The organism is Siccirubricoccus sp. G192 (genome assembly GCF_019084075.1).
In the GTDB taxonomy this organism is placed as follows: domain Bacteria; phylum Pseudomonadota; class Alphaproteobacteria; order Acetobacterales; family Acetobacteraceae; genus G192.
This window is the reverse complement of sequence record NZ_JAHREN010000003.1, coordinates 123,358-146,908: the sequence shown is the minus strand read 5'-3', so window position 1 is coordinate 146,908 and position 23,551 is coordinate 123,358. Positions and strand designations below refer to the sequence as shown.

Below are 23,551 nucleotides of genomic sequence, written 5' to 3'. Positions count from 1 at the left end.
TTGTCTCCATCGGCCTAGCGCCGCTCAAGATGGATGGGAGAAAGGAAGCTGCCGCCGGGTGTGCCATTACCTGACCGCCCGCGGCCGCCACCAAGCTGCGCGTCGGGGCGGTGGGCTCCGAACGTGTTGGCGTCCACCGCTTGGCCGCGGCAGTCGAGGATCATGTCGCCGCGGATCTCGATCTCGATGGTGGACGGACCTCCGAGGAAGCGGCAGAGGTCGGTGTTGAAGATCTGCGATTCGGCCCAGCGGCCGTTGACCACGATGGTGAAGGAGCGGGCTGTTCCCGCCGGGTCGTCGGGCTCGGGATGCGGCTCCAGCCGTATAACGGGCACCCGCCAAGTGTCGCCCCAGCGTGTGCCCCTACCACCCCATTCGGAAACCCCGTCTTGGATCAGGGCGGTGATAGCCACGGCATCGGGCGTGACGGTGTCGATGATCACGGGTCCGTCGAAGCCAAAGGTGAAGTGGGTGACGCACTCCGCCAGCTCGTCAGGCGGGCAGTTGGGCGGTGCCGGCTCGAAGGACCCTGCGAACTTGTCCCAGGGCACGGGGTCACCACGATGCCACTCCGCCCAGCTGATCCAGGCCAGCCTGGTCAGGTCGCAGCCGCGGATGAGGTCATACAGTAGGTCATTGCGCTTCACGATGGGGCGCGGTGTGCACTCATCGGCCGGCAACACGAAGACGGGGCACCCATCGTTCATCTCGACTTTGACGCAGGCCAGGGCAACACCACTCGCCGGATCGAAGGAAAGCCCCGGGCGGAACTCACAGAGGGCACCCGGCTCGCCCGCAACCTCGACCTGCTCGGCCCATCCGCAGAGGCATGCCCTGCGTACGGGCCCTGGCGCATCCGCATCGCCGAAATACCCGGAGTCGGACTGCATCTGCTCGGCCGCATGCTCCGTCGGCCGGCGCGCCTCCGAGCCAGGCGGACAGGCGCAGCGCGGACAGGGCTCCGGCGGGGCCTTGCAGCCCTCCTGGCCGATCCTACGGAGCGAAAGCACGATGGTCTCGCAGATGCGGCTCCACTCCGCCTCCCCGCAGCCGCAGGGGTCGGGTACACGCACTGCCTCGGACAGACGCTCGGCGTAATGTGCCATGAGCAGCCAATGCCCTTCCGTCGGCCTCTCTCTGCACCAATTCTTGTCGTCGATCCTGACAATCAGTTCGTCCAATTTCACCGGCAGCGGCATGGCGAGCGCGATTTCGCGCCCGTGTCGGTCGAAGGCGAGGCCCGGCCCGATCTCCAGCCTTTCCGTCCGGCTTTCGCGCTTACCATCCGGTCCACGCACGGCGAGGCCATGCACCACGCCTGCGCCGAACATGGCACGGTTTACCAGCCTGCGGCGCGCGACGAGGTAGCCCTGCTCAGCGGTGAAGTCGCGGGCATTCATCAGCTTTCCGCCGAAGTACCGATTGCGCGACGCGCCCGGCGCGCATGCCTCCGCGACATCCCCGCAGGGCGCCGACTGGTCGTGCTTCCGTGTGATCTGCATGCGCGCCCTCCTAGGTGAGCCGGAACCCCGTCGCGAGTCCTCCCGCCGGGAGGCGCGACGGCTCCTCCGCGGCGACTGTGACCGAGCCCAGGCCTGCGCCGCGGCCCAGCACAGCTGGTGCGGTAGCGAGCAGCCGCAGATCCTCCCCGATCCGGCGCCCGATGCCGCTGGACGGCCATGGCCGCCAGCGCAGCACGATGCGGATGCCCGCCGGCACGAAGCCGACAAGCAGGTGTTCCATCACCGGCTCCAGCGCCGCTCGCTCCGCCTCGGTCGCGGACAGCTCGACACGGACCCAGCCGGAGAGCGGCTCGAGCAGATCGCGGGCGCCCGGCGCGACGGATTCGGGCAGGCAGGCACGCCCGATCACGGCATTGCTGCCGAGGCGCGGCCGGTCGCGCGCCGCGCCGAGCACCACGGCCGGCAGGCAGGCGGTGCCGAGCAGCGCCGGCGCGAGATCCGTTGCCGGATCCAGCAGGCGGACTGGGCGGCGCGGCAAAAGGCAGCGCACCAGCCGCGTGATGCCGGCACGGGTGCCACGCGCGGCGAGCAGCGCACCGGCAGAGCGCAGCATCGCCCGCTTCGCCTCCTCCGGCAGCGCGGCTTCCCAGGGCAAGCCGAGCCACGAGCCGAGGAAGTCCAGCCAGTCGGGCGGCACGGTCGCCGGGTCTATTAGGCGGCCAAGCGCGTTGATGCGCGCATCTAGTGCCTGCGTGCCGGTCTCGAGCAGCGCGACAAGTCCGCGCAGCTGGCCAAGCCGCCGGTCGCTTGCACGGTAAATCGCCGGCAGGTGCTGCATCAGCGACCGTTCGGGGTAGAGGATGGACAGCTTGTGCAGGCGCGGTGGAGGGAGGCCGGGGCTGCCGGTGAAGCGCAGCTCGATCCAGAGCCATGGATTGCGGACCCCATGCAGCGGCAGGGCGAGCCGCGCGGGCGGCAGCTCCTCCTCCGACTCCTCCGCGTCCGGCGGCACGTCGCGGCCGGCGCCGAGCACCACGGGCTCGCTCCAGTCGAGCATGCCGCTGACCTTCATGAGCCGCATGGCGGGGGGCAGCGCCGGATCGGCGTGCTGGGCCCGCAGCTCGGCTGCGCGAGCCTCGTCATCCGTGCTTGCCAGGCGGGCGGTAACGGTTGCACCGGGCGGCAAATCCGCCGTGACGTCGGCGCGCAACCAGCCGGACTCCTGGCCGAGCGGCGAGTGCAGGGCTGGCGTGAGGAACACGCCCTCCGCTCCGCGAGTCGCACCCGGGCCGCCGGCGGCAAGCCGCCACAGGCCGTTCGCTGCGGCGATCCACGCCGTGCCGCGATCGCCCGAAATTCCACGCAGAGTGCCAACCGAAGTGCTCAAGGGGTGCTGCTCCAGCAGCCTGCCATCGGCCCCGAGCACGAGCAGCCACCGCGCTCGCCTGCCGCTCCCGTCGCGCGCCCTGCCGGCCAGCAGGAAGCGCCCGGCCCGGTCTGCGGTGAGCGCCCGCGCATGGAAGCCCGGCAAGAGCTCGGCAAGGTCGAGCATCGGTCCGGGCTGCCGCTCTGTGAACCAGCGGAGCCGCTTGCGGTCGGCCTCCAGCAGCACCACCGTATCGGCTACCGCGGCAACGAGGATCGGGCACGCTTTGCACGGCAGCTCCTGCGTGCCGCGCAGGCGACCCTCGGCACCAAACCGTGCCAGCGCATGGCCGCCGCGCCGCGCCACCAGCGCGAGCACGCCATCGCTGGCATCTGCCGCGATGTCGAGCACGCGGCCGTCGAGAGGGACGTCGCGCAGCACCTGCAACGTCGGCAGCGCGTAGCAGGAGATGAGACGGCGTCCGCGCCGCGCCGACCACAGGCGGCGGCGCCCGGCGACGAGCCGCGTCCCGCGGCCAATCGCGCCGGCACCGGAGGGTAGTACGCAGGGTGCTGCCCCCTCTCCGGCCCCGGCGGGCAGCCACACGACGCCTCCCGATCCGTCCTGCCACAGGACCATGCCGTCGGCGGCGACCGCGAGCGCGCGGCCTGGCCTGCCGCCCTGGACACGCTGCGCGGCGCCGAAGGGCAGGAAAGGCTCCGGCCCGCCCGCTGCGCACGGCGTCGCACCCTGCAGCAGTCCGGCATGCCACTGCGGCCCGCTGGCGAACCGATAGACCTTTCGTCCGCCCGCGCCGCTCATGGCGAGGCGTCCCGCGGCGCCTCGACGCGGATGTCGCCGGGCGCGAGGTCCAACCTTGGTAGCCCGTGCCGTGGCAGTGCCAGGACACCCTTCTTTGCGTCCTCAATCTTAAGCTCCGCCACCGCAGCCACGCCGTCCAGCCGCCGAAGCCAGCCCAGCAACTCGCGCTGAGAGAGGTCACGGCCAAGCGGCCAGGCCGGCTCGCCGCCCCCGGGTAGCGGCGCGAGGCGGCTGCGCAGCAGGCGACGGGCCTCCCGCTCGATCGCGCGCGGATCACCTCCTGGTTGGGCGATGAGGCGCGCGCGCAGGCGCAGCGGAACATAGCGCGGTCCCGCCACACGCAGCTGCTCGCCGACCAGCAGCATGGGACGCAACCGTCGCTCGAGCGCTGCGAGCCAGGCCGGCGCTTCCGCCTCGTTCGCCGCTTCGCTCCGGCGGCGGCGGCGCAGCGCGACCAGGGTACGGACCCCGCCTGGCACCGTCTCGCGCGCTGGGGTGCCGGCGTCGAAGTCCGGCACCACCTCCGCCCGGGCGACATGCAGCCCCGCGGCGAGGGCAGCGTCACGCAGGTCGGCATGGGTGACAAGCGGCCGCGCTTCGCGAAGCCGGCGGCGCGCCTCCCGCCGCAGCTCGGGCAGGCCGTCGGCGTCGGCGCCGCCCTCCATCGCCGCCGCATTGCGGCCGAACACGCCGGGGAGGCCCGGCACGCGCCAGCCGAGCCCCGCAGGCACCGAGCCATCCCGTCCGTCGCAGACCTCATAGGTGATCTGCAGCGTGGCGCCGGAGGGTGGCACGCATCCGTTCACGCCATTGCCGAAGCGAAGGATCGCCGCTTCTGGGTCGAGCATAAAGACGTGGTCATCCGGACCGGCGAGGGCGAGGTCCGCGACCCGCAGCCAGGGCTCGTCCGGCAAGAGCCGCACCCGCGGCGCGGTCGCGCCCGGTCCATGGCGCAGCCAGGGACGCCCGGCCGGCGCATCTGGCCTAGTAGCGCGCCGGGGACGCGGCAGCACCACCTCCTGGTCCGGCAGCCCGTTGCCCGAATGGTCCCAGGTCGCGCGCTCGATCTGCTGCACGGGCAGCACGTTGAGCGCCAGGCGCAGCAGCCGCGGGGTCAGGGCGAAGGCGCCGCCCGCCAGCTCGATCGTGAGTTCTGCCGGTCCCACGGCCCCGGCTAGCGCATCGGGCAGTCGGAGCAGTAGCACGCCGCTGCGTGACAGGGCTGCGCTGCCATCCGTAACGATCACGGCAGGCAACCTGGCGCCGCCGACAGTGACCCAGGCACGCAGCCGCGCCCCGCCGCGCCGCCATGCGCCGGCGGAAGGCGCGGCCTCGCCCGACGCGAAGGGCTCCACCTCGACGCCGATCGCTACCAGCGGCCGGTGTCCCCGTGCCGCGTCGTAGCCGGCCAGCGGCGGCGGACCGGCGAGCGCCAGGACGAGGCGCGTGCCAGAGCGCGGGGCATCGCCGAAAGGCGCGAAGCTCGCACGCTCGCGCTCGTTCCCCGCCGTGTGGTCCACCGGCGTGCCGCCCTCCGCCGGTTCCGTGCGGAGCCCGGCGAGCCGTGCTCCGGTGAGCCACAGCCCGCGGCGGACGCGAAAGGGCGGCGCCTCCTGCCGCTCCGTCAGGACGGCCGTGCCGGGCGGCAGCCAGACCCCCTCGGCCTGCGGGAGCGGCCTGTCCGGCCAGATCATCCCCTCGGCCGGACGCGGCCCGTGCGGTATGACGCCGAGCAGAGCGGCATAGGCCTGCCGCTCGTCCCGGCGCATCCGGCCGAGGCCGTAGATCTGCGCTTCCGCCGTCCAGGCCAGCAACTCGAGGAGCGTGATGCCGGGATCGTGGAGGTTGTGGTCGGTCCAGTGCGGTGCGAGCGAGGGGATCTGCGCCCGCGCACGCTCTACCAGCGCCGCGAAATCCGTGTCGTCCACGCGCAGTGCGAGAGCGGAGCCGCTCATCACGGGATCTCCTGCCGGAAACCGATGACGATGCCATCGGGCGCGAGAATCACGAGCTCCCCCCGCGGCGATCCGCTCGGGGAAGGACCCTGCCGTCGCCTCGTGCACCTCCTCGAGCGCGATGGACTCCACGCGCAGCAGCCCTTTCAACCCTGCGAGCACGGCCATCACCTCGCCGTCCCGCGGCACGGCACCAAGCGGCCAGCCACCGCCACCCACGCCGCCCTCCGCGGGATCTAGCAAGCGCTGCAGCGCTATCCGCGCTGCTTCCTCCAGGGGTCCGGAGAGGGCCAGCTCTTCGACCACGAAGCCGAGCCGGAGACGCAGCCGGCGTAAGAGCGGCGCATCCACGCGCAGCCCCCCGCGGCGCCGAGTCCCGGTGCGGCATGCTCCACCAGGCGTCGCCGCAGCGCGTCGCGGAACTCCTTGCCCGGGCGCGGATCGGCGCCGCGCAGCACAACGACGAGGCGCGGCGGGCGCGCCTGCGGGATGCAGCGCGCCTGCGCGATCTCGGGCGAGCCGGCCAGCGCCAGCGCCTCCAGGTCGGCCGCCGTCACGGCGCGGTCGCGATGGCGGATGCGTCCGGGCGCGAAGGCGATGGTGCGTTCCGCTCCGGCCGGATCGGCGCCACCCGCGGCAGGCCGGGGCGCAACCACCGCCTCTACCCCCTCCACCGGCGTGACGAGCTGCAGCGCATCCCAAGCCTGCACCGCATTCGCCGCCGCACCGCCGCCGCGGCGATAAGAGAAAGCGGCGACCGCGTCGAGGCCGGGCGGCGGGATCATCCCGGCGAGGCCATCGCCGAAGCGGACCTCGCCGCTTGCATGGTCGAGCGCATAGCCGCGCTCGCGCGGCGCGGCGTCGTCCGGATCGCCCACCTCCCGCCAGCGTACCCAGGCGCCGGGCTGGCCTTCGACATCGATCAGCACGCGGCCCGGGTCGTCGCGCCGCAGCTCCGCGATCTCCTCCTCGCCCAGCGGCTCGCGCACGCGGAGTTCCAGGCTGTCCGGCAGTACCGGCGGGCGGGCGAGGAAGACGCGCTGGCGCGGCGCGCCGTCGGAGGAGCCGAGGATCTCGAATTCCTGGGTCTCCGCCGCCTCCGCCATGACGGCGTTCAGGAACAGGCCGTGCAGCTCGGGCTGCCAGGGCGCGTCCTGTGTGGGACGCAGGCGCAGCCAATAGGCCTCCACCCCGAACAGCGCGGCCAGGCTCGGGGCTGCGTCGAGCGAGAGGGTGAGCATCCCGGGCTGATGCAGCCCGCCCGTCTCGTCCTTCAGCGGCACGGGCGCGAAGCGTCCGTCGCGGAGTGCCTCGGCCATCAGCCGGGTCTCCCCCGCCTGCTCGGCCACGAGGGCGAGCAGGCGGATCGAGCCGCCCCGGAGTGGCGCATCGCAGCCGATGTAGAGGCCGTGCCCGGATGCGGCAGCCCGGTCGGGCCCGAGGCGGCCGAGAACTTCCCCGAGCGGCTCGAAGGCGGTGACGACGGCGTCGCGGGCACGGTTCGCCTCGGCCTGATCGCGCCAGCCGCCACTGTCGAGGCTGAGCATGTGTTCGGGTGGGCGGGCCTCTGCATCCGGCACCTCGTAGGAGATCGCAAGCCCCAGGACGCGCGGCGGGCGGATCTGGCTGGTGTCGCGCACGGCGGTCTGGACGGTGGTCTTGTTGCCGTCCGGCCCCGTGCTCTCAACCTTGTAGACCTCGCGCCCGTACTCGCCGCCGATGAGCCGGGAACGGATCCAGTGGCTAGTGCGGCCGGCGATGTCCGTTTCGGCGATGTCCGCCGGAACGTCGAAGGTGAGGTCGCGGCTGTCGAGCAGGTGGCGCGTGTTGTCCAGCAGCCGCTCGATGCGCCACCATCCGAAGCCATTCCAGTACTCCCAGGAGAGTTCAGGATTGGGATCGGTGGGGTCCTGCTGGTGATCCCAGCTGGTAGCACCGGTCGGCGCGGGGACGACGAGCGCCAGTTGGGCATTCGGCTTGGGCGGGGTGGTCCACGCCGCGCCAAGCGCCGCCAGGTCGGTGTTCGTCTTCCCGAAGCCCCGGATCCGCTGGAAGGTAGGAACGGCATCTAGGACGAGGCCGGCCTCCTCGATCCGCTTGCGGACCTCCTCGGCAATGCCGTGCAGGTTCAAGACCGGACGCGCTGCTCCCTCCAGGTCCTCCGCCAGGACCTTCGGGTAGTCATAGGCGATCGTGGCGCCAGGCTGGGCGGCGAGCGGTGGGAGCAGACCGGCGACCTTGCGCGGCAAGGTCCCGGAGGGCGGAGGCAGTTCCGTGATCCGGTGGAAGGTCCGGGCGCCAGCATCCTCCACGCGGATCGTGCGGCCGACTGCTGCCTCCTTGTCGTTTTCGTTGAGCGTAAGCTTCCCCTCCCCGCTCGCCTCGCCGCCTTCGAATTTATGGTCAGCGTCGGCCCCGAGCAGCCGATACTTGGGCTCTCCGGTATTCCCCTTCTCGCTGAACGGCGCCTCTGGCACGTAGATGGCGGTCGCGGCGACGCCTGTCTCCTCGATCACCTCGCGGACACGACTGACCTGCCAACCGGTACCAGGCCCGATCCGCTCAACGGCTTCGGCATCCACGGCGGTCTCCAGCCGCACGCCGGAGAGCAGGTCTGCCGCTAGGCGTGGCACCACCGTCGGGCCGCCCTCCCAGCGGCGCACGAAAACGTCGCGCTCCGGTCCCGCCACAAGGAGGTGCCCGGCAATCCAAGCCGGCTGCACACCGGGAAGGGCATCGGCCGGCAGCTCCTGCTGGTCGGGCAGCGGTTCATCCGCGCCAACCAGCCAAGCCTTGAGCTCCTGCCCCTTGTCCGAGCGGAACACTGCCACGGGGAAGGGCGATCCGGCGACGGGGATGAGCGCGAAGCCCCCACCTTTCGGAAGGACCGTGCCCGCCGTCCAGATCTTCTGCGCCGAGGTGCCATTAGCCTTTACCAGGTGGCCGACAGGATGGCGTTCCTGATCGGCCGCCATCACTAGAATGCGGCCATCCGGCCGGCGCAGCGCGACCGGTTCGACCTCTCCGCTGAGCTTCACACCCGGCACGCGCTTTGGCGCATTGCCCTGCTGGATCAAGTGAAGCGCACCGTCCGTCACCGCCAGCAGCACTGGCGGTTTCGAAAGCGGGATCCCGAGCGGTTCCTGCACGCCCACTAGTCTGGTGATGTCCCTGTCGAGGGTGCCGGCTTGCTGCCAGCCCTGCCCTGCGTGACCCGGAGCGAGGCGGCGGGCCAAGATGCTCCCACCCACCGCCGCGAACACCGTAGGCGCGCCCTGAGTGGAGGAAAGGACCAGTGCGACAGGTTCGGCAGCTTCAGCCGGCGCACCAAGAGCGCTCCAGCCCGCAGGCCAAGCATTGGGCTCTGCCATCAACGCCCAGAGCCAGACATCCGCGCCCGCACGCGCCGCAGCAAGCAAAGCGTCGCGCGCCACGGCCGGGCGCTGCTGTGGCGTCAGCGCCACACGCCGATCGTCTGGCGAGGGAAGCGCCGCGCCAGGCGGCCGCACGGCCGGCGCATCGAGCGGCACGATGCGCAGCTGCCCGCCGGCACCCGCGAGGTCCAGGCGGTAAAGCGATCCGTCCTGCGCAACCGCGAAGGCGGAGGATGCACCGGAGGTGGCGACCAACGGCCCCAGCGTCGCGTCGGCGAGGACGAACTGTAGAGTGACCTTCGCGCCGGGCTTCGAGAAGGCCTCCGGGCAGCTAAGATAGAAGGTGTCGAACAGGCGCGGCTCCCGCCCCAGCGGATAGAACTCGGTGTTCGTCACCAGCGGCACCGTGTTAGCGAAGGCTTCGAAGCGCAGCGGCGGGCGCCCCGCCTTGCTGGCCTCCTCGGCGTCGAAGGCGGTCGCGATCCGGAGCTCGCGCAGGGTCAGGGCCCTCTCGCGCGCGGCCCGTTCGGCGCGGATCCAGCGCCCGGCGCGGCCCTCCACCTCGCGCGGCTCGATGGCGCCGTCACGCTTGGCGAGGAGCAGGCGGTCCCCATCGGTCTTCACCGTCATGCCCCGCCAGCCGGCCTCGCCCTTGTCCTCCCTGCCCCAGTAGGACCACTGCGCGTCCGCGAGCGCAGCGCCGCGGAGCAGGGCGATCGTCGCTGCGCCCTCGACCTTCAGCAGATCGGCATCGCCGAGGTAGAGCGCATGCACCTGCCGGTCCTCGGAGAAGCAGCCGGGCATGCCGCTGGCCGCGGCGGAACGGCGGAATGGGGTGAAGCCCGTCTCCACCTCCAGCGGCGTCCGTTCGTCCACCCCCTGCGTGAGCGGCGGGGCGACGGTCACGATGTCCTGCTCCGCGGCCTCGATGACGTGCTGCCGCGTGCCGATGCAGAGGATCTGCCCAGCCTCCAGGCCAAGGGCCGGCGTGACCTGCAGGCGCACCGCGCCGGCGCCTGCGGGGCTGGTAGGATGCCGCCGCACCGTCAGCCCGCCCGCCGGCGCCTCGGGGGCCAGCAGACCCGGAGGCGGCAGGAAGATGCTGTCCCCGCTGCCATCCGCCGCAACCAAATGTGTGAGCCGGCCCGGCACGACCCGCAGTGCCTGCTCGGTCTCGAAGACTGTGGGCTCGGGCTCGGTCTGCGCCTGCAGCCGCAGCCGCGCCGGTGCGAGCACGGTAGCGGTCGCCGCCTCTGCCATACGCAGCACCACCGGAAGCCGTGCCGCGCGGGCGGGCTCCGGCCTGATCCCGGCCCACAGGAGGAAGTTCCGGAACGCCTTCTCAGGCACGCGATCTAGGCGGCTCGTTACCTCCGCCTGCAGGGCGGCCGCGATGGAGATCAGCGCTTGGCCAACATCCTCCTCATCACGCCCGGGCTGCCAATCCTGCAGGAAGGTCGGCACCAGCCGCCACATCTCCTCCAGCAGCTCGCGCCGGCGCCGTCGGTCGAGGCGGGGAAAGACGGGCGGCTGCGCGTTCATGACGCAGCACCTTCGCGGAAGTAGAAGGGATAGACGAGATTGCCGCTCTGGTTCGTACGCCGTACGCGGTAGTCTATGCTCACGGTGAGCTCACCCTCGGGCGCACGCAGCGCGTCGGCCGCCACCTGCAGCAACTCGATCCGCGGCTCGAACCGCACCAGCGCATCGCGCACGCTGTCCTCGACGCGGGCGAGTGCGGCGGTGTCAAGCGATTCGAAGACGAGGTCGTGCACGCCGCAGCCGAAATCTGGGCGCATCACCCGCTCGCCCGGGCTGGTGCCGAGGATGATACGAATGGCTTGGCGAATATCGGCCTCGTGCTCCGCCATAGCGGTCCGGCCGGTCTCGGGATCCACCGCTACCGGGAAAGCCCAGCCGCGACCAAGGAATTCCTTGCGATCCTCCACGGCGTCTCAGCCCCCGATCAGCACGGAAGGGAAACCACCGAGGATGGCGTTCGGCGGCGCGGCCTCCAGCACGGTGTCACCCTGCCGCGCGGCCGGGAAACCGCCGATCAGCACGGTCGCGCTGCCGCGCAGCACCGTGCCGCCGAAATGCGGCTTCGGCCCGTCCGAGAGGGGGCAGAGATGCGTGTCTCCGACCGCGCGCCAGGCGGGCTGTCCGCCGATCAGCACGCTCGGCAGCCCAGGCCCGGGGCCCAGTGGCGTGCCGTGGCTCGTCGGGTCGCCGAGACGTGCAGCGGGCTGTCCCATGCATGTGCTTCCCTCAGTTGATCTGCACGAGGCCGCCCTTGATGGTCAGTGTCGGCCCGGCCTTTAGCTCTAGCGTCCCGCTGGCCTCGATCGAGATGGCCGGCGCGCTGAGCGCCAGCTTGCGGGAGGCGCGCAGCGTCACACTGCCGCCCGTCGAGGAGAATTCGAGGCTATTGCCCTGGCCGTCCTCCAACCGGACCGTGTCGTCCTCTATAGAGAGCCGCCGCTTCCCATCGTTCAGCTTCAGCTCGACACGCCCTCGCGCGCCATCATCGAAGGTCAGCTCGTGCCCCTTGCGGGAGCGCACGAAGCGCAGGTCGTTCCTGCCGTCCGCATTCGTCGCGGGTGGCTTGTCCTTGCCATTCCACAACGCGCCGACGACGTAGGGAAATCGGATGTCCTCCCGCTCGAAGGCGACGAGCACCTCGTCGCCGGGCTCCGGCAGGAAGAAGGTGCCGCGTTCCTTGCCTGCCATCGGGACGGCGATTCGCGCCCAGTGGCTCTCGCTCGGCCGGGTGTGCCAGGGAAAGCGCACCTTGACCCGGCCCAGGCCTTCCGGGTCGCTGTTCTGCGTCACCAGCGCGACGGCCACGCCCTTGGCATAGCCGCCGGCCTCAAGTGCCGTCTCGCGGGGCGCGTGCTCCAGCATGGCGTTCACAGCGTCGTCTCCTTCACCTTGAAGCGGGTCCGATAGCCGTTGCTGTCCGCTCGATGCGTCGCTTGCTCGACGTAGTACGTCTTAGAAAATCGTGTCCCGATCCTCTCCAGCGCGACGTTCGTGTCCGGCCGGATCTCCGGTAGGCCGAGGCTCTCGCCCTCCCCACTCAGGAACTGCTCGGCGCGTTCCGCGAGTGCGGCGCGCGCCCGAGCCTCCGCTTCCGCCTGGCTTAGCACGGGCTGGCGCAGCCGCAGCACCGACTGACCGCGGACGACGCGCTGGAGCTTGTCGCCCGCACTCTCGCGGCGGGCGTCGCGGCCGGGTTCGTCACCGCGCCGAGCACGCCCGACAATGGGCTCCCCCGCGCTTCGGATCCCAGCCATGGATCTCCACCGCGCCGACTTGGCCGGCCAGGTTCGCCTCGGGCTTGAAACTCAGCAGCCCCGCGCCGAAGGCGAGCGTCGCGACTGGGCCTGAGCCGTCGCGCGCCGGTCCGAAGCGCAGCGTCCGCCCGCCCGAGATGTAGACCTTGTAGCGGCGGTTGCGCTCGGCAATTTTGCGGACGAACTCCAGGTCGCTCTCCTGGTTCTGCTCGATCTGGGCGTGCTCTTCCCGCGTGGGCACGATATCCGTGTCGAGGTTGTGGGCACGAGAGATCATTGCGACTACGTCGCTATCCTTCGCCTTCGCCCAGTTCTGGCTGTTCTTGCCGACCGAGAGCGGGTAGCTGTGGTCGTAGCCGGAGACGGTGAGTTCCGGCGACCCGCCCTCCGCGAAGTTCGTGCCGATCTCCGTCACCACGCCGGAAACCAGCACGGGCAGCGCGCGCACATCGCCGTAGCCCATAGCAACCTCGACCGAGGCGCCGAAAGTCAGCTTCTCCAGCAGTGGCGTCCCATCGCCTGTCAGGAAGTCCTGCTTCGCCACGTCGAAGGCGTTGACGACCGTAAAGCTGAAGCGGCCCATGCCCGATAGGCTGAGATCCGCCTCGGCCTGGGAGACGGCAACCGCCATCTGCCGCACTAGGTCGGCGCGACCAAGCCGCACCGCGAAGGCCGGGACGTAGAAGTCGCCGTGGCGCTCAGCGAGTTCCTGTAGGCGCAACGCCATTCTCCTCCAACGGCGGTAGCAAGAGCCATGTACCGGCAGCGAGCTCCCGTGGGTTGTCCAGGTCGCTCGCCTCGGCGATGAGGCGCCAGAAAGCGGCGTCGCCGTATTCGCGCGCCGCCAACGCCCAGATAGAGTCGGAGGCGTCGAGCTGCCGCCGCTTCGTCTTATCGGCGGATTCGCGCCGCGGCTCCCGGAGCTGCCGGCCAAGCGAGCGATACTCCTTAAAGGAGACGGAGAGCGTCGCACGTGCCGGCGTGCCGTCCGGTCGGAACAGCGTGTGCTTCTGGCTCAACTTTTCGATGACTGCATCGAAGCTCAGCCGCCCCCAGGCAAACTTCACCGGCGGCGGCGCATGCAGGGAGCTGTCGATCAGCAGGAGGCGGGACAATTCGGTGATCCGCTCTGACACACTCCGCGGCGGTCCACTTGGGCCGGCGCGCGGCGGGTCAGTGAAATCCTCCAGGAACAGCTCCATAGAGAGCTGGTCTGCATCGCCGTTGACGAACTGCAGCAGCGGACTGCCGAGGCCGAGCAGCGCGGTCGCCTTATAGGTGTTCGACCGCTCGATGGTGTACTCGGTGGGATTGAATAGCACCCCGATGCGCGTGCCCCGGCGCTCCCCGGCCATGATCTCAATCACGGCTTTCTCAAGCTTGTTCATGGGCTGCGACCCGCTCACAGCCCGCGCCTCTCACGGTCGATGCGCAACCGCCGCTCGATGCGTCGGACGACATCGTCCACGAAACGCTCGCTCGGCGCCGACTCGGCCCGCGCGGGTACCGCCGTGCGGGGCATCGCGGCAGGCGCCGCGGCGGTGAGCGGTGCATCGGCAGCCTCGCGGAGCGTGGCCTGAGCAAGCGCGGTATGGATGGACACGGCCTGTGAAGGCGCGGCATGCGTCGTGCTGCCACCCGCGCCCACACCGTCCGCTGCCGCAGCTTCGGACAAGCGCCAAACAAGGTCCAACCGCCTGGCGGCCTCCGTCAGCCGAGCCACCTCCGGGCGAGCCCGGCCGCGTTCACCATGTAGCACTAGGGCGAGCGGAGCGCGGTTCTGCGCCTCGATCGGTGCCATCTGCCGGACCAGCCCGGCCGAGGCGGACGCGTCGAGGTGCCCCAGCGCCGGCCCAGCCGCTCGCAGCCGCAATGCGGGCCACACGCCAGCAGGTCCTGCCGGCAAGGGTCCCATGAAGCCGGGCACACGCCGGTCGGGCCACTGCACGGCAATGGATGCGGGGGCGATTATAGCGTCGTCCGGGTAGCGCCGCGAGGACAGGGTAGTGACCTCCGCATTGGCGCGCGGCAACCGAAGTAGGGGCCGCAGCATCAGGATACCCGGGCGGGCGGGCGCCTGCGCGGCGGCGGCACGCGGATCCTGCAGTAGCGGCCGCAACCGCGCCGCCGCAAGCGCGCTGCGCGGCGTCCTATCCGGCCGGCCATTCCGCCAAGCGAGGGCCGCGCAGTGCGACGTGTTCGGGCGGTCCGGGTGCGACGCCGCCGCGCCGCGCGGCGCAGTACCTGAGGCAAGCGGGCCATGCACCAGCAGCCCGCAGGACTCTCCGCGCCGCAGCAGCAGCTCGAATCGCTGCGCCAGCCGCAGTTCCAACCGCGGTGCAGCCAGGCGCGCCCGCCGCCAGGCCAGCGCCAGCGGCGTCCAGCCACGCCGTGCAGCCGGCTGCCCCGCGCCCATACGCCGCGCCGCCCGGACCGGCCAGGCCTGCCGCGCCGCGACGCCGGGTCGGTGCGCCATGTCCCTCAGAGCGCTCATCCCCGGCGGAGTCCGTGATGCGCGAACTCGACGCTCTCGACCAACACCGCGCTGCTCGATGCATCGAGGTCGGCCAGCGACCACTTCACGGGATACGCCCCATGCGCGTGCAGCCGCCAGACCTCGTCACCATTTGCGTCGCGCAGAATGACAGATAGCGTCTTGCGTTCCACGCGCCCCTCCACCGTCCGGCGGTGCCATTCCCAGAGCCTCTCATTGGTTAGGCCGTGCTCCAGCACGATATTCGGGAATGAGGTCTGAGTGACGTGACGGTGCTCGAAGTCGTTCACGCCGCCCTCACGGTAAGACTCCACTTTCGTCTCGCTCGCCAGGCCCTTTACTCGGCTGAAGCCGCCCTGCTGCAGGCGCTCGAATTCGATGAGGAAGCGGAAGCCTCGGTAGGGATCCTGCTGGCGCGTCATGGCGCTCGCCTCAAGCCAGGTCGAAGGGGTTCGGCGGTGCGCCGATCGACCGGCGATTCACTGCCGAGATTTCGCGGCACCAGCGCCGCCGCTCCGCATGCTCTAGGCTCATCAGCTCCTCACGGCTCCAGTGGAAGTGGAAGGCGAGAAAGGCCATCTCCTCGTAGAGCAGACGTCGAGGATAGGCCGTTAGGCTTCCCCCAGGACTGTCATCCCCGCGCGCAGATTGCTCGGGGCGCCGCCCTGCAGGGCGATCCCCGGCGCTGGCTCGCTCTCCTCCGCGCCGTTCAGCCGCTCGTATAGCCGTTGGAGATAGTCGAGGTCGGAGGCAAAGAGCCCCTCCACGACGCGCGTATCCACCTCAGGAAGCGAGCCCAGCCGTACCACTACGCGTGCCATGACAATGACGGCGAGATAGGCGGGGTTGGCCTGCACGCGCGGGTCGCGGAGCGGCAGGATCTCGTCCGCCGCTGTGGCAAGCCGCATCACGCCCTCGCGGTGCAGCACACCGTGTTCGTCGAGGTAGCCCTTCGGCAAGATGAATTCCACCTCGGTCCTAAAAGCCGGTGCGGCCCTGTTACTCATCGGCTTGCTCCTTCGGATCGCGCGCTAGCGCGTGCGCTCGAGGCCCTCATTGGCCAATTCGAGTGTCTCGATCAGGACCTCGTTGCCCTTGGCATTGAGGTCGCTCGGGTCGTACTTCAACGGCCAGGCCTCGCTGATCACAAAGCGGGCCTTGTCAGCGCCAAGTTCATCCTGCACGACAATGGTGACAGTCTTGCGTTGGCTGCTGATTTCGCCGGCCACAATCCGCTTGTGCCAGTTTGCGATCTCCAGCGAATCGGTATAACCGGCCTTGAGTGTAATGTTGCCGTATTTCGTCAGCCCGGAGAGCTTGCGCACATGCGCAGGCTCGTTGCCTTCGCGGTAGTCAACGGCGTCGGTCGTCGTCTCACCGATTGCCACCTCGCTGAACCCCGCCTGAGTGATGCCGTCGATCTCGAGGCGGAAGCGAAAAATTGCGGAGGGGGTCTTTGCGTGCCATCTCGATCTCTCCGTCTCAGCGCTGCGGCTCTGCGGTGTGCTGAAATATGCGGAAGATGACGAACTCCGCAGGGTAAACAGGACGGATTCCGATCTCGCAGACCAGACGCCCGTTTAGAATGTCATCCTGTGTCATCGTGGTACGGTCGCAGGTGATGAAGAACGCCTCTTCCTCGGTGCGGCCCATCAGTGCGCCGCCGCGCCACTGGCCACGGAGGAAGAGACGGATCGTGTCCGTGACCCGCGCCCAGAGCCGCTCGTCGTTCGGCTCAAAGACGACCCATTGCGTGCCTTCGTAAATCGAGCGCTCGATGAAAATGAAGAGCCGCCGGACGGGAACGTACTTCCACAATGCATTGGCAGAGAGGGTACGCGCACCCCAGATCCGCAGACCTCGACCTGGAAAACGGCGCAACGCGTTCACCCCACGTGGATTGAGCTGCCCTTGAGTGCTGTCATCGATGTTGTATTCCAACTCGATCACGCCACCGAGCGTCTCGTTTGCCGGAGCTTTATACACACCGCGGTCGATGTCCGTGCGGGCGTAAACGCCGAGGACATGGCCGCCTGGCGGGATCTTCCGTTTCACACCCGTCCTGGGATCCGGCACATAGATCCAGGGATAGTAGAAGGCTGCGTACTGCGTCTCCTGGATCATCGTGCGAGGGTCAAGGCTCGCGGAGTTGCCGACATTCGGTGCGCTGTCCACGACGGCGAAGCGGAACTTCTGGTTCTCGCAGTGGGAGATCAGCTTTTTCACAACATCCGTGGGCGCGTTGGGCGCGTAGACCAGCGACACCTCGCGGAACTCATCTAGCTTCAGCGCCTCCAGGCCGCGCCGCTTGTCGGCTTCGACATTAGCGCCCTCGTAGTCATCGGTGCCGATCGGATTCGGGTCGTCGACACCGTCCTGGTCCAACCGCGCCTCCTCTCGAGACACCTGCGGAGGCGATGCTGCGCTGTCCAGAATCGAGAGTTTGACCAGGGGCGAGTTGTCGTTTACGCGCTTCATGAAGTGATCGGGCGATGCCTCGTCCTCGATCACCACGTCGTCGAAATCCTCGGGCGGCAAGGCTGGGCGCGGCGTGCGACGCGGCTCGTCAAAGGGGTCGAACACGCCGTCCGGGGGCTCCTCACTCCAGTAGGCCACCTTCACCCGCACGCCGACAGGTTTGGAGGTCCCGGGACTCGCTGGGTCGGGAACCTTCGTCGTGCTGTCCTCGATCTTTACCCAGATGCGGCGGCCCCAGGCGCCGGGCCCGGTCGCCTCGACATGGAGGTCGCCGAAGTCGCGGGAGGCGGTCGTCGCCGCGTCACCCACGATGCGGCACACATAGAGGCGCTTCCCACCGTTCTCGAAGAAGCCGCTGGCAGTGTGCGGCATGAACTTCGCTGGATCGAAGACGGTCCCGAACCAGCGGAGGTAGTCGTTGAAGCCGGTAACGAGGCGCGGCCTGGTCGGACCCCGTTCCGTCTCACCGATGAAGGCTGCCGTGCTGGTGGCGACGCCCTCGATCGGGCGGGGCCCACGTTCGATTTCTTCTATGTAGACACCGGGCGTTAGATACTCGGGCATCGCTCAGCTCCTCGTCACGCGGTCACCTGCCTGGCTTTGCTCGACGCCGACGTGTTCTGACTGTCCGTCTCCGCACCGGTCTTGGTGTCGGCTGGCCGCGGCGAATTCTGCAGGCGTGTCTTTGCGTCCTCCTCCTCACCCTTTCGAAGGTCATCTAGCTTCTTCTTTGCAACAGCAAAATCGGCCTTGGCGATCTCGATTGTGCGAGCTTCTCTGCATGCTTTAGACCTGCCTCGCGGTAGGTCTCGAGCGCCTGCATGAGGGTCGCGTCGAGCTGGTCCTTGGGTATTAGGTGCGCAGCGCGTGCCGGCGTCGCGCCGCCATTGGCGTTGCCGCCCTGGTCCAGCCATCTCTCCTCCCGTACCACCTGAGGAGGTGAGTTCGCACCGTCCAGGATGGAAAGCTTGACCAGGGCCGAGTTCTCGTTGACACGCTTCGCGAAGTGATCGGGCGATGTCTCATCCGCGATCACTACATTGTCGAAATCCTCGGGTTTCTGAGTCGGGCGTGGTTCGCGGCACGGTTCGGCAAAGGGATCGAACACACCGTTCTGGGGCTCCTCGCTCCAGTAAGCCACCTTCACCCGCACGCCGACCGGGATGGAGGTCCCGGGACTCGCCGGGTCGGGAACCTTCGTCGTGCTATCCTCAATCTTCACCCAAATGCGCCGCCCCCCGGCGCATGGGTCTTTCGCCTCGACGTGGAGGTCGCCGAAGTTGTGGAAGGCGGGCGTCGCTGCGGTATCCTTGTTGCGGCTGGACACGCCGGCACCGCTATTCGCCTTTTCGGCCGGCATGTTGCCGCGGTCCTGCCCGGTGCCGGAACCTCCTTCCTCGCGGCAGTTAGCGCAGATTGCCTCCCAAGGCGCCTTGCCCGTGGAAACTTCCCCGTTCTGGAACAGCGCCCACTCTTTCGAGGCGGCGACGGCGTAGTGCGCGGGCTGCAGCCGCACCCAGAAGCGGTAGAGCGCGAAGACCTTCTCCGGCTTGCCAAGCAGCTGCACGACCTGCTGGATCTCAGCCGCCGTCTCCGTGAGGGCCTTTTCGAGCGTGTCGGCGGCCTTTGACCAGGATGTGAATCTTTCCTTTGCCGCCTGCCGCTCCCCGTCGGCTTCTTGGATCTGACGTTGCAGAGGAAGTTCCACCGCTTCCGACTTCTTACCGAGCGCGATCTCGGCGGCCTCAATCTCGTCCTTCGTCTGGCACACTGTTTTGCAAAGCAATTCCTTCCAATCACCAAACTGGTGGATCAGCTTTCCGCGCAGATCCTTCACGGCGCGCTCGTTCTGCTCCCACCTAGTGCGCAGAGTTTCATGTTTGAGCTCATAGCTCTTCTGCTGCACGGCGAAGCCGGCGATCGCCTGCTGGCTCTCGCCCTTGACCGTATCGAGGAACTTGCCCTTGGCGGCGGACAGAGCAAGCTGCCTGGCCGCCTCCTCCAAGGTTTTGGGCGGGGAGGCCTCGGGCGCCGGGTGAGTTTTTGGCGATGTGGTCGTTGACATGTGGGCGGAATCCCTCCTTCGGATCAGGCCGCATCTAGCTGGCGCCAGTCGAAGCCTTCGACGGGCTTTGGAGGATTGCCGGTGGAGACATCTCCGGTCTCGGAGACGGTCAGCGCGCCAGACATGCGGCTCCTTGCGTCGGTACCGGTGCCGCGCGTGAAGCTGAGCTGCAACTCCACGCGATCGCCCCGGCTGCGCTCGCGCAGGGAGAGCCGTAGCGGCAGGGCGAAGTCGCCTTGCGCATTCGTCATTGCCGGACTAGCCGCGAGGTGGCCGGCCACACGGTCGGTGAAGCTCGCCCTCACCAGCACCCGCGGCAGCCGCGCCTCACCGTCCGTCACCCAGCCGCGGAGCACCGTTGCGTCGGGCGGGAACACGTATGCAGGGGAGGGGTGCAGCAGGATGCGCAGCAGCCGCTTCCTGGCGACAACGTCCGGCGGATCATCGGCCAGCGGCGGGGTGGGTGCATCCACCTCCTCGGGCGGCTCGAAAGGAGCACCGAGGATCTCGACCCGCACCTTGCCCGGCACCGCCCCCGGCTCCTCCAGGAAGACGAAGCGCCCGCTGAGATTGTGCAGCGGCTTGTCCGCCAGCCCGCGCACGGAAACCCGCACACCGGCGCTGATAGTGCCTCCGGTGAGCGGATCCAGCAGTTCCACAGCGAACAGCACGCGCCGCTCCGCAGCCGCGTCGAAGTGGACCGTGCGCCGCGCCCCTTCCCACGCGCCGCTCATGACGCGAACTGCCCGACAAGCCGCCTGTCGCTGAGCACCGGCATCGGCGGCTCTGATTGGTCGGGCGGATCGATCCAGACCGGGGTGACGAGGTAAATCAGGGAGGGGCGATAGGAGGATTGGGGGAACATCGCCCAGATCCGGGTAAGTTCCTCCGTCGTTGCGGGCTCGAGGGTGATGCGGGCCTCTTGGTCCGGCACCTCCGGCGGACCGATCATCGGCGTAAGTGCGAGCGTCTGGATCACCCGCCCGAGCCGGCCGAGTGCATCCCGCTCACCGCCCGTCTCCTTGCTCGCCGTGGTCAGCAGCACCGTGAGGTCGAGCGGCACCGCACCCGGCAGCACGCGCGGCGGCTGGCCCTCCTGCGTGGGCGGAAGGTGCCGTTTGTCATTGCGCAGCGTGGGCGTGGCGGCCGCGCGCACGAGGAGGATGCTGAGATCGCTGGACTGCGCTTCGCTGTCGTCCGGTGGCCCGACATGCACCGTGGCAGTCGCCCGGGAGCGGCCGAGGGCGGCCTGCAGGCGGGCCCTGAGCGCTTCCAATACCTGCTCGATGGCACGATCACTCATCGTCGCCTCACGCCGCACGCGACAAGGCGGCGAGCGCCGTTTCAACGCCCGGCATGCCGAGTTTCACGAGTTCCGCTCGCGCCGCCTCGACGAGATGGTCCAGCGTGATCGCAGCCTTGTCGCCCTTGCCTTCGGCCGCGGCGGCGAAGGCTGCCCGCAGCGTGATCTGTCGGATGTTCCCCCCTGTGAGCTCGAGCCGGCGCGCCAGCACCCGGATCGCAAGCTCGTTGACGTCATCCGACCGCGGCGCACCGTGCAGGCATTGGTGCCAGATGTACTCGCGCGCCGCCGCGTCCGGGCGCGGGAACTCCACGACGAAGCGCAACCGCCGGAGGAAGGCGGAATCGATATTCTGTCGGAGGTTGGAGGTGAGCACGGCAAGGCCCGCGAAGGCCTCGAGGCGCTGCAGAAGGTAGGCTGTCTCCAGATTCGCGTAACGGTCGTGCGCGTCCCTGACCTCACCTCGCTTACCAAACAGCGCATCAGCCTCGTCGCAGAGCAGCACGACGCCGGCACGCTCTGCCTCGTCGAAGACTACGTCCAGGTTCTTCTCGGTTTCGCCGATATACTTGCTGACCACCCGGGCGAGGTCCACTTGGAACAGCTCGGTCCCGAGCGCCCGCGCGATGGCCTGCGCCGCCATCGTTTTGCCAGTGCCGCTGGGACCGGAGAACAGCGCGGCGACGCCGCGGCCGTAGGGGAGCTGCGCACCGAAGCCCCAGCGGTCCAGCACCGTGCCAGCATGCCGGCACTGCTCCACGATCTCCCGCAGCTGCGCCGACTGCTCCTCGGGCAGCTTGATCTGCTTGAGGCTGAAGGCGGGCTCGATAGGGCGTGCGAACTGTGGCAGCCGCGGCATAGCGATACTGCGCAGCGCGCGCGCGAGATGCGGCTCCTCTGCTCGCGTATTGGCGTCCTCGGCGGCAGCCAACGCCGTTGCCAGCTCCGCAGCATTGCTGATCGCAGCGGAAGCCAGCGGGAACACCGCAGCGAGTCTCTCAGCCCCCGCCTTAGCGAGCCCTACCCCGTGCCGTGACGCGGCGTTCCGCAGCATGTCTACGCGCGCCGGCATGGCGGTCGGCGCGCGCGCCAGGACGATGTAGCGTCCGGGCGCCAGGGCCGCGGCGAAGGGACCGGGGTCCGCCAGGAGCAGCACGGGCCCGCTCTCGGCAAAGCCGGGTTGCCTCGCTAGGCCCTCCAGCAGAGCGATCGCTGTGCCGGGGTCCGCTCCATGGCCGTCCGGCACGATCGCCGGTACGAGATCGAGCAGCCGCGCGGCGCGTGCAATGCGCGCCGCCGCTTCGCTGGGGTCCGCCGAACCGGATGGCGTCGATGAAGGCGGCACGACGCGCAGCAGCTCGCGGTCTTGACGCTGCGCCGCGGCTTCGGCAATGGCGCACCATTCATCTGCTGCAGGGGTGCTGCCGCCCAGCACGATGAAGCCCGGCGCCGCGTCGCCCAGCAGTCCTGCCAAGCGCTCCGTCTCCGGCCAGCCATCCACCAATTCGGAACCACCCCAGCTTCCGGCATGCAGCCAGCCGGAGAACCGCGGATCGGCGGCCGCGAGCGGACGATCCTCGATCAGCCAGGCAGCAATGGCGGCATCCACGCGCAGCGTGTGGTCTGCCGCAAGCGCCGCATCGTGGTGCGGCTCGACTAGCCGCCAGCGCGCGAGGCCGCCAAGCGTCGCGAGCCTGTGCCGCATGGTGGCCGGCTCGCCGAGCACGGACGCGACGAGACCGAGTGTTGCACTACGCCGGCTGAGATCATCGTTCAGCAGGCCATAGACGCGCTGGTAGGTGGGATCAAGTTCCGGAGCCAGGCAGAGCAGCAGCGCTTTCACCTCGATCGAATCCAGCCTTATCCGGCGCGCAAGTCGGGTCAGGCGGGTGACCTCCTCCTCCTCCGCGTCCAGGCTCTTGGTGAGTCTCGCTTCCGCCTGGGCATGCATGTCGAGCAGCAAGTCCGGTGCAATCTCCGCGCTGCGCCCACGCCGCTGTGCCAGAAGGCGGTCTGCCGTGGCAGCAGATAGTGTCAGGCCCGGCAGCTTCTCGTCATCCGCCACGCGCGAACGCGCAATGTGCAGACGGAGCGTGGCATCAAGCCAGTCGGTAATGATGCCGTCGCGCGTGTCGGCCTGATTCTCCTGGTTTCCCTCGGCGAGGGCGATCGCGACATGCGCGATCCGCTCGGCCATCCCTTTACCGCCGAGAGAAGTGGCCGGCATGCTGCGCAGTAGGGAGACAAGGCCATCGAGCCCGAGCTGCGGCACTTCCAGGCGGATCCTGTCCGCCCGCGGTTCAACCGCGACAAGGCACACACCGGGGTGCGCTTCTGCCAGAGCGCGGATTTGCGCGTCGATATCAGCCGGGCCCGCGATGAGCAGGAATGCGCGCGGGGCCCCTGTCTCGGTCAGCGCCTTACGAATCGCTTCGGGATCGTACGGGGCTTGCACCGTCAGGTGCAAATCGCGCGCCCGGCTACGGATCGCCTTGACGAGCGCCTCACCGTCAAGTCGGGCGCTCCGCGCATGCACAACAAGAATGAATGTCTCGCTCGGCGGCATGCATCAGCCCCGCCCGGTCTGTTACGCACCGATCAACTCATATCCGCAACCTCCTAGCCATGGTTCTCGGAGATTGATTTCTGGCCTAGCTCGCAGATCGGCAACGCGGTCCATCTGGCTCAGCCATCGACTAGGCCGGTTCGACCAAAGGGTTGATGTGCATATCCGCTCGCGCCCTCGGGCCGTAGCGGCGCTCAGGAGCGCGGCGAGGAGGCGGATCCCAAGGACGCAGACGTTGGCAATGTCGAGTTGGCGCGTGAGCAGCTCGTCACCCAATGGCGACCGAAACTCGGACGCTTGTCCGGGTCTGCCCTTTTGCCTTCCACCGCGATCCCCCGCTTACCGCGGGTGAGGCAGGGCCGGAACAAG

General features: G+C 69.2%; 20 protein-coding genes. All 20 read right to left on the bottom strand.

The window, feature by feature from the left end; genetic code table 11:
• Window positions 1–14: 14 nt before the first annotated feature.
• The 20 genes from KSF81_RS28565 to KSF81_RS28470 all read right to left on the bottom strand — a co-directional run bounded on the left by KSF81_RS28565 (window position 15) and on the right by KSF81_RS28470 (window position 23,182).
• Window positions 15–1,502, bottom strand: coding sequence for a hypothetical protein (locus KSF81_RS28565; RefSeq protein WP_217382184.1), 1,488 nt, complete (start codon window positions 1,500–1,502; stop codon window positions 15–17).
• A 10-nt stretch (window positions 1,503–1,512) separates the two neighbouring features.
• Window positions 1,513–3,651: a phage tail protein gene (locus tag KSF81_RS28560; protein ID WP_217382216.1), complete on the bottom strand. Its 2,139-nt coding sequence runs from the start codon at window positions 3,649–3,651 to the stop codon at window positions 1,513–1,515.
• The gene (locus tag KSF81_RS28555; RefSeq protein ID WP_217382181.1) at window positions 3,648–5,606 is read right to left on the bottom strand and encodes a putative baseplate assembly protein; all 1,959 of its coding nucleotides are present in this window, start codon (window positions 5,604–5,606) and stop codon (window positions 3,648–3,650) included. The genes KSF81_RS28560 and KSF81_RS28555 overlap by 4 nt, the downstream gene beginning before the upstream one ends.
• 254 nt (window positions 5,607–5,860) lie before the next feature.
• Complete coding sequence (locus KSF81_RS28550) at window positions 5,861–9,886, bottom strand: hypothetical protein (protein WP_217382180.1); 4,026 nt, start codon at window positions 9,884–9,886, stop codon at window positions 5,861–5,863.
• 632 nt (window positions 9,887–10,518) lie between these two features.
• The gene (locus tag KSF81_RS28545) at window positions 10,519–10,929 is read right to left on the bottom strand and encodes a GPW/gp25 family protein (protein WP_217382179.1); all 411 of its coding nucleotides are present in this window, start codon (window positions 10,927–10,929) and stop codon (window positions 10,519–10,521) included.
• A gap of 6 nt (window positions 10,930–10,935) precedes the next feature.
• The gene (locus tag KSF81_RS28540) at window positions 10,936–11,235 is read right to left on the bottom strand and encodes a PAAR domain-containing protein (RefSeq protein WP_217382178.1); all 300 of its coding nucleotides are present in this window, start codon (window positions 11,233–11,235) and stop codon (window positions 10,936–10,938) included.
• 13 nt (window positions 11,236–11,248) lie between these two features.
• Entirely contained in the window at window positions 11,249–11,884 is a 636-nt protein-coding gene (locus KSF81_RS28535) for a phage baseplate assembly protein V (RefSeq protein WP_254454376.1), read from the bottom strand.
• Window positions 11,885–11,889: 5 nt separating this feature from the next.
• Window positions 11,890–12,276 carry a hypothetical protein gene (locus KSF81_RS28530; protein WP_217382215.1) on the bottom strand — a complete coding sequence of 129 codons (387 nt, stop codon included), beginning with the start codon at window positions 12,274–12,276 and terminating at the stop codon, window positions 11,890–11,892.
• A complete protein-coding gene (locus KSF81_RS28525) occupies window positions 12,221–13,003 on the bottom strand; it encodes a phage late control D family protein (RefSeq protein ID WP_217382214.1) in 783 nt (260 codons plus the stop codon). Before KSF81_RS28525 ends, KSF81_RS28530 begins: the two co-directional genes overlap by 56 nt.
• The gene (locus KSF81_RS28520; RefSeq protein WP_217382175.1) at window positions 12,975–13,664 is read right to left on the bottom strand and encodes a hypothetical protein; all 690 of its coding nucleotides are present in this window, start codon (window positions 13,662–13,664) and stop codon (window positions 12,975–12,977) included. The genes KSF81_RS28525 and KSF81_RS28520 overlap by 29 nt, the downstream gene beginning before the upstream one ends.
• 14 nt (window positions 13,665–13,678) lie before the next feature.
• A complete protein-coding gene (locus KSF81_RS28515) occupies window positions 13,679–14,752 on the bottom strand; it encodes a hypothetical protein (RefSeq protein WP_217382174.1) in 1,074 nt (357 codons plus the stop codon).
• Between the two features lie 14 nt (window positions 14,753–14,766).
• Window positions 14,767–15,192 carry a phage tail protein gene (locus KSF81_RS28510; RefSeq protein ID WP_217382173.1) on the bottom strand — a complete coding sequence of 142 codons (426 nt, stop codon included), beginning with the start codon at window positions 15,190–15,192 and terminating at the stop codon, window positions 14,767–14,769.
• A 10-nt stretch (window positions 15,193–15,202) separates the two neighbouring features.
• A complete protein-coding gene (locus KSF81_RS28505) occupies window positions 15,203–15,364 on the bottom strand; it encodes a DUF6760 family protein (RefSeq protein ID WP_309139786.1) in 162 nt (53 codons plus the stop codon).
• Between the two features lie 17 nt (window positions 15,365–15,381).
• Window positions 15,382–15,777 (bottom strand): hypothetical protein, encoded by a 396-nt coding sequence (locus KSF81_RS28500; protein ID WP_217382171.1) that lies wholly within the window; start codon window positions 15,775–15,777, stop codon window positions 15,382–15,384.
• Between the two features lie 24 nt (window positions 15,778–15,801).
• A complete protein-coding gene (locus tag KSF81_RS28495; RefSeq protein WP_309139785.1) occupies window positions 15,802–16,212 on the bottom strand; it encodes a phage tail protein in 411 nt (136 codons plus the stop codon).
• Between the two features lie 40 nt (window positions 16,213–16,252).
• On the bottom strand, window positions 16,253–17,812 hold the full coding sequence (locus KSF81_RS28490) for a phage tail sheath family protein (protein WP_217382170.1): 1,560 nt from the start codon (window positions 17,810–17,812) through the stop codon (window positions 16,253–16,255).
• Between the two features lie 154 nt (window positions 17,813–17,966).
• A complete protein-coding gene (locus KSF81_RS28485; protein WP_217382213.1) occupies window positions 17,967–19,313 on the bottom strand; it encodes a hypothetical protein in 1,347 nt (448 codons plus the stop codon).
• Between the two features lie 23 nt (window positions 19,314–19,336).
• On the bottom strand, window positions 19,337–20,047 hold the full coding sequence (locus KSF81_RS28480; RefSeq protein ID WP_217382168.1) for a hypothetical protein: 711 nt from the start codon (window positions 20,045–20,047) through the stop codon (window positions 19,337–19,339).
• Window positions 20,044–20,616: a Pvc16 family protein gene (locus KSF81_RS28475; protein WP_217382167.1), complete on the bottom strand. Its 573-nt coding sequence runs from the start codon at window positions 20,614–20,616 to the stop codon at window positions 20,044–20,046. Before KSF81_RS28475 ends, KSF81_RS28480 begins: the two co-directional genes overlap by 4 nt.
• A 7-nt stretch (window positions 20,617–20,623) precedes the next feature.
• Window positions 20,624–23,182, bottom strand: coding sequence for an ATP-binding protein (locus KSF81_RS28470; protein ID WP_217382212.1), 2,559 nt, complete (start codon window positions 23,180–23,182; stop codon window positions 20,624–20,626).
• Window positions 23,183–23,551: the final 369 nt, after the last annotated feature.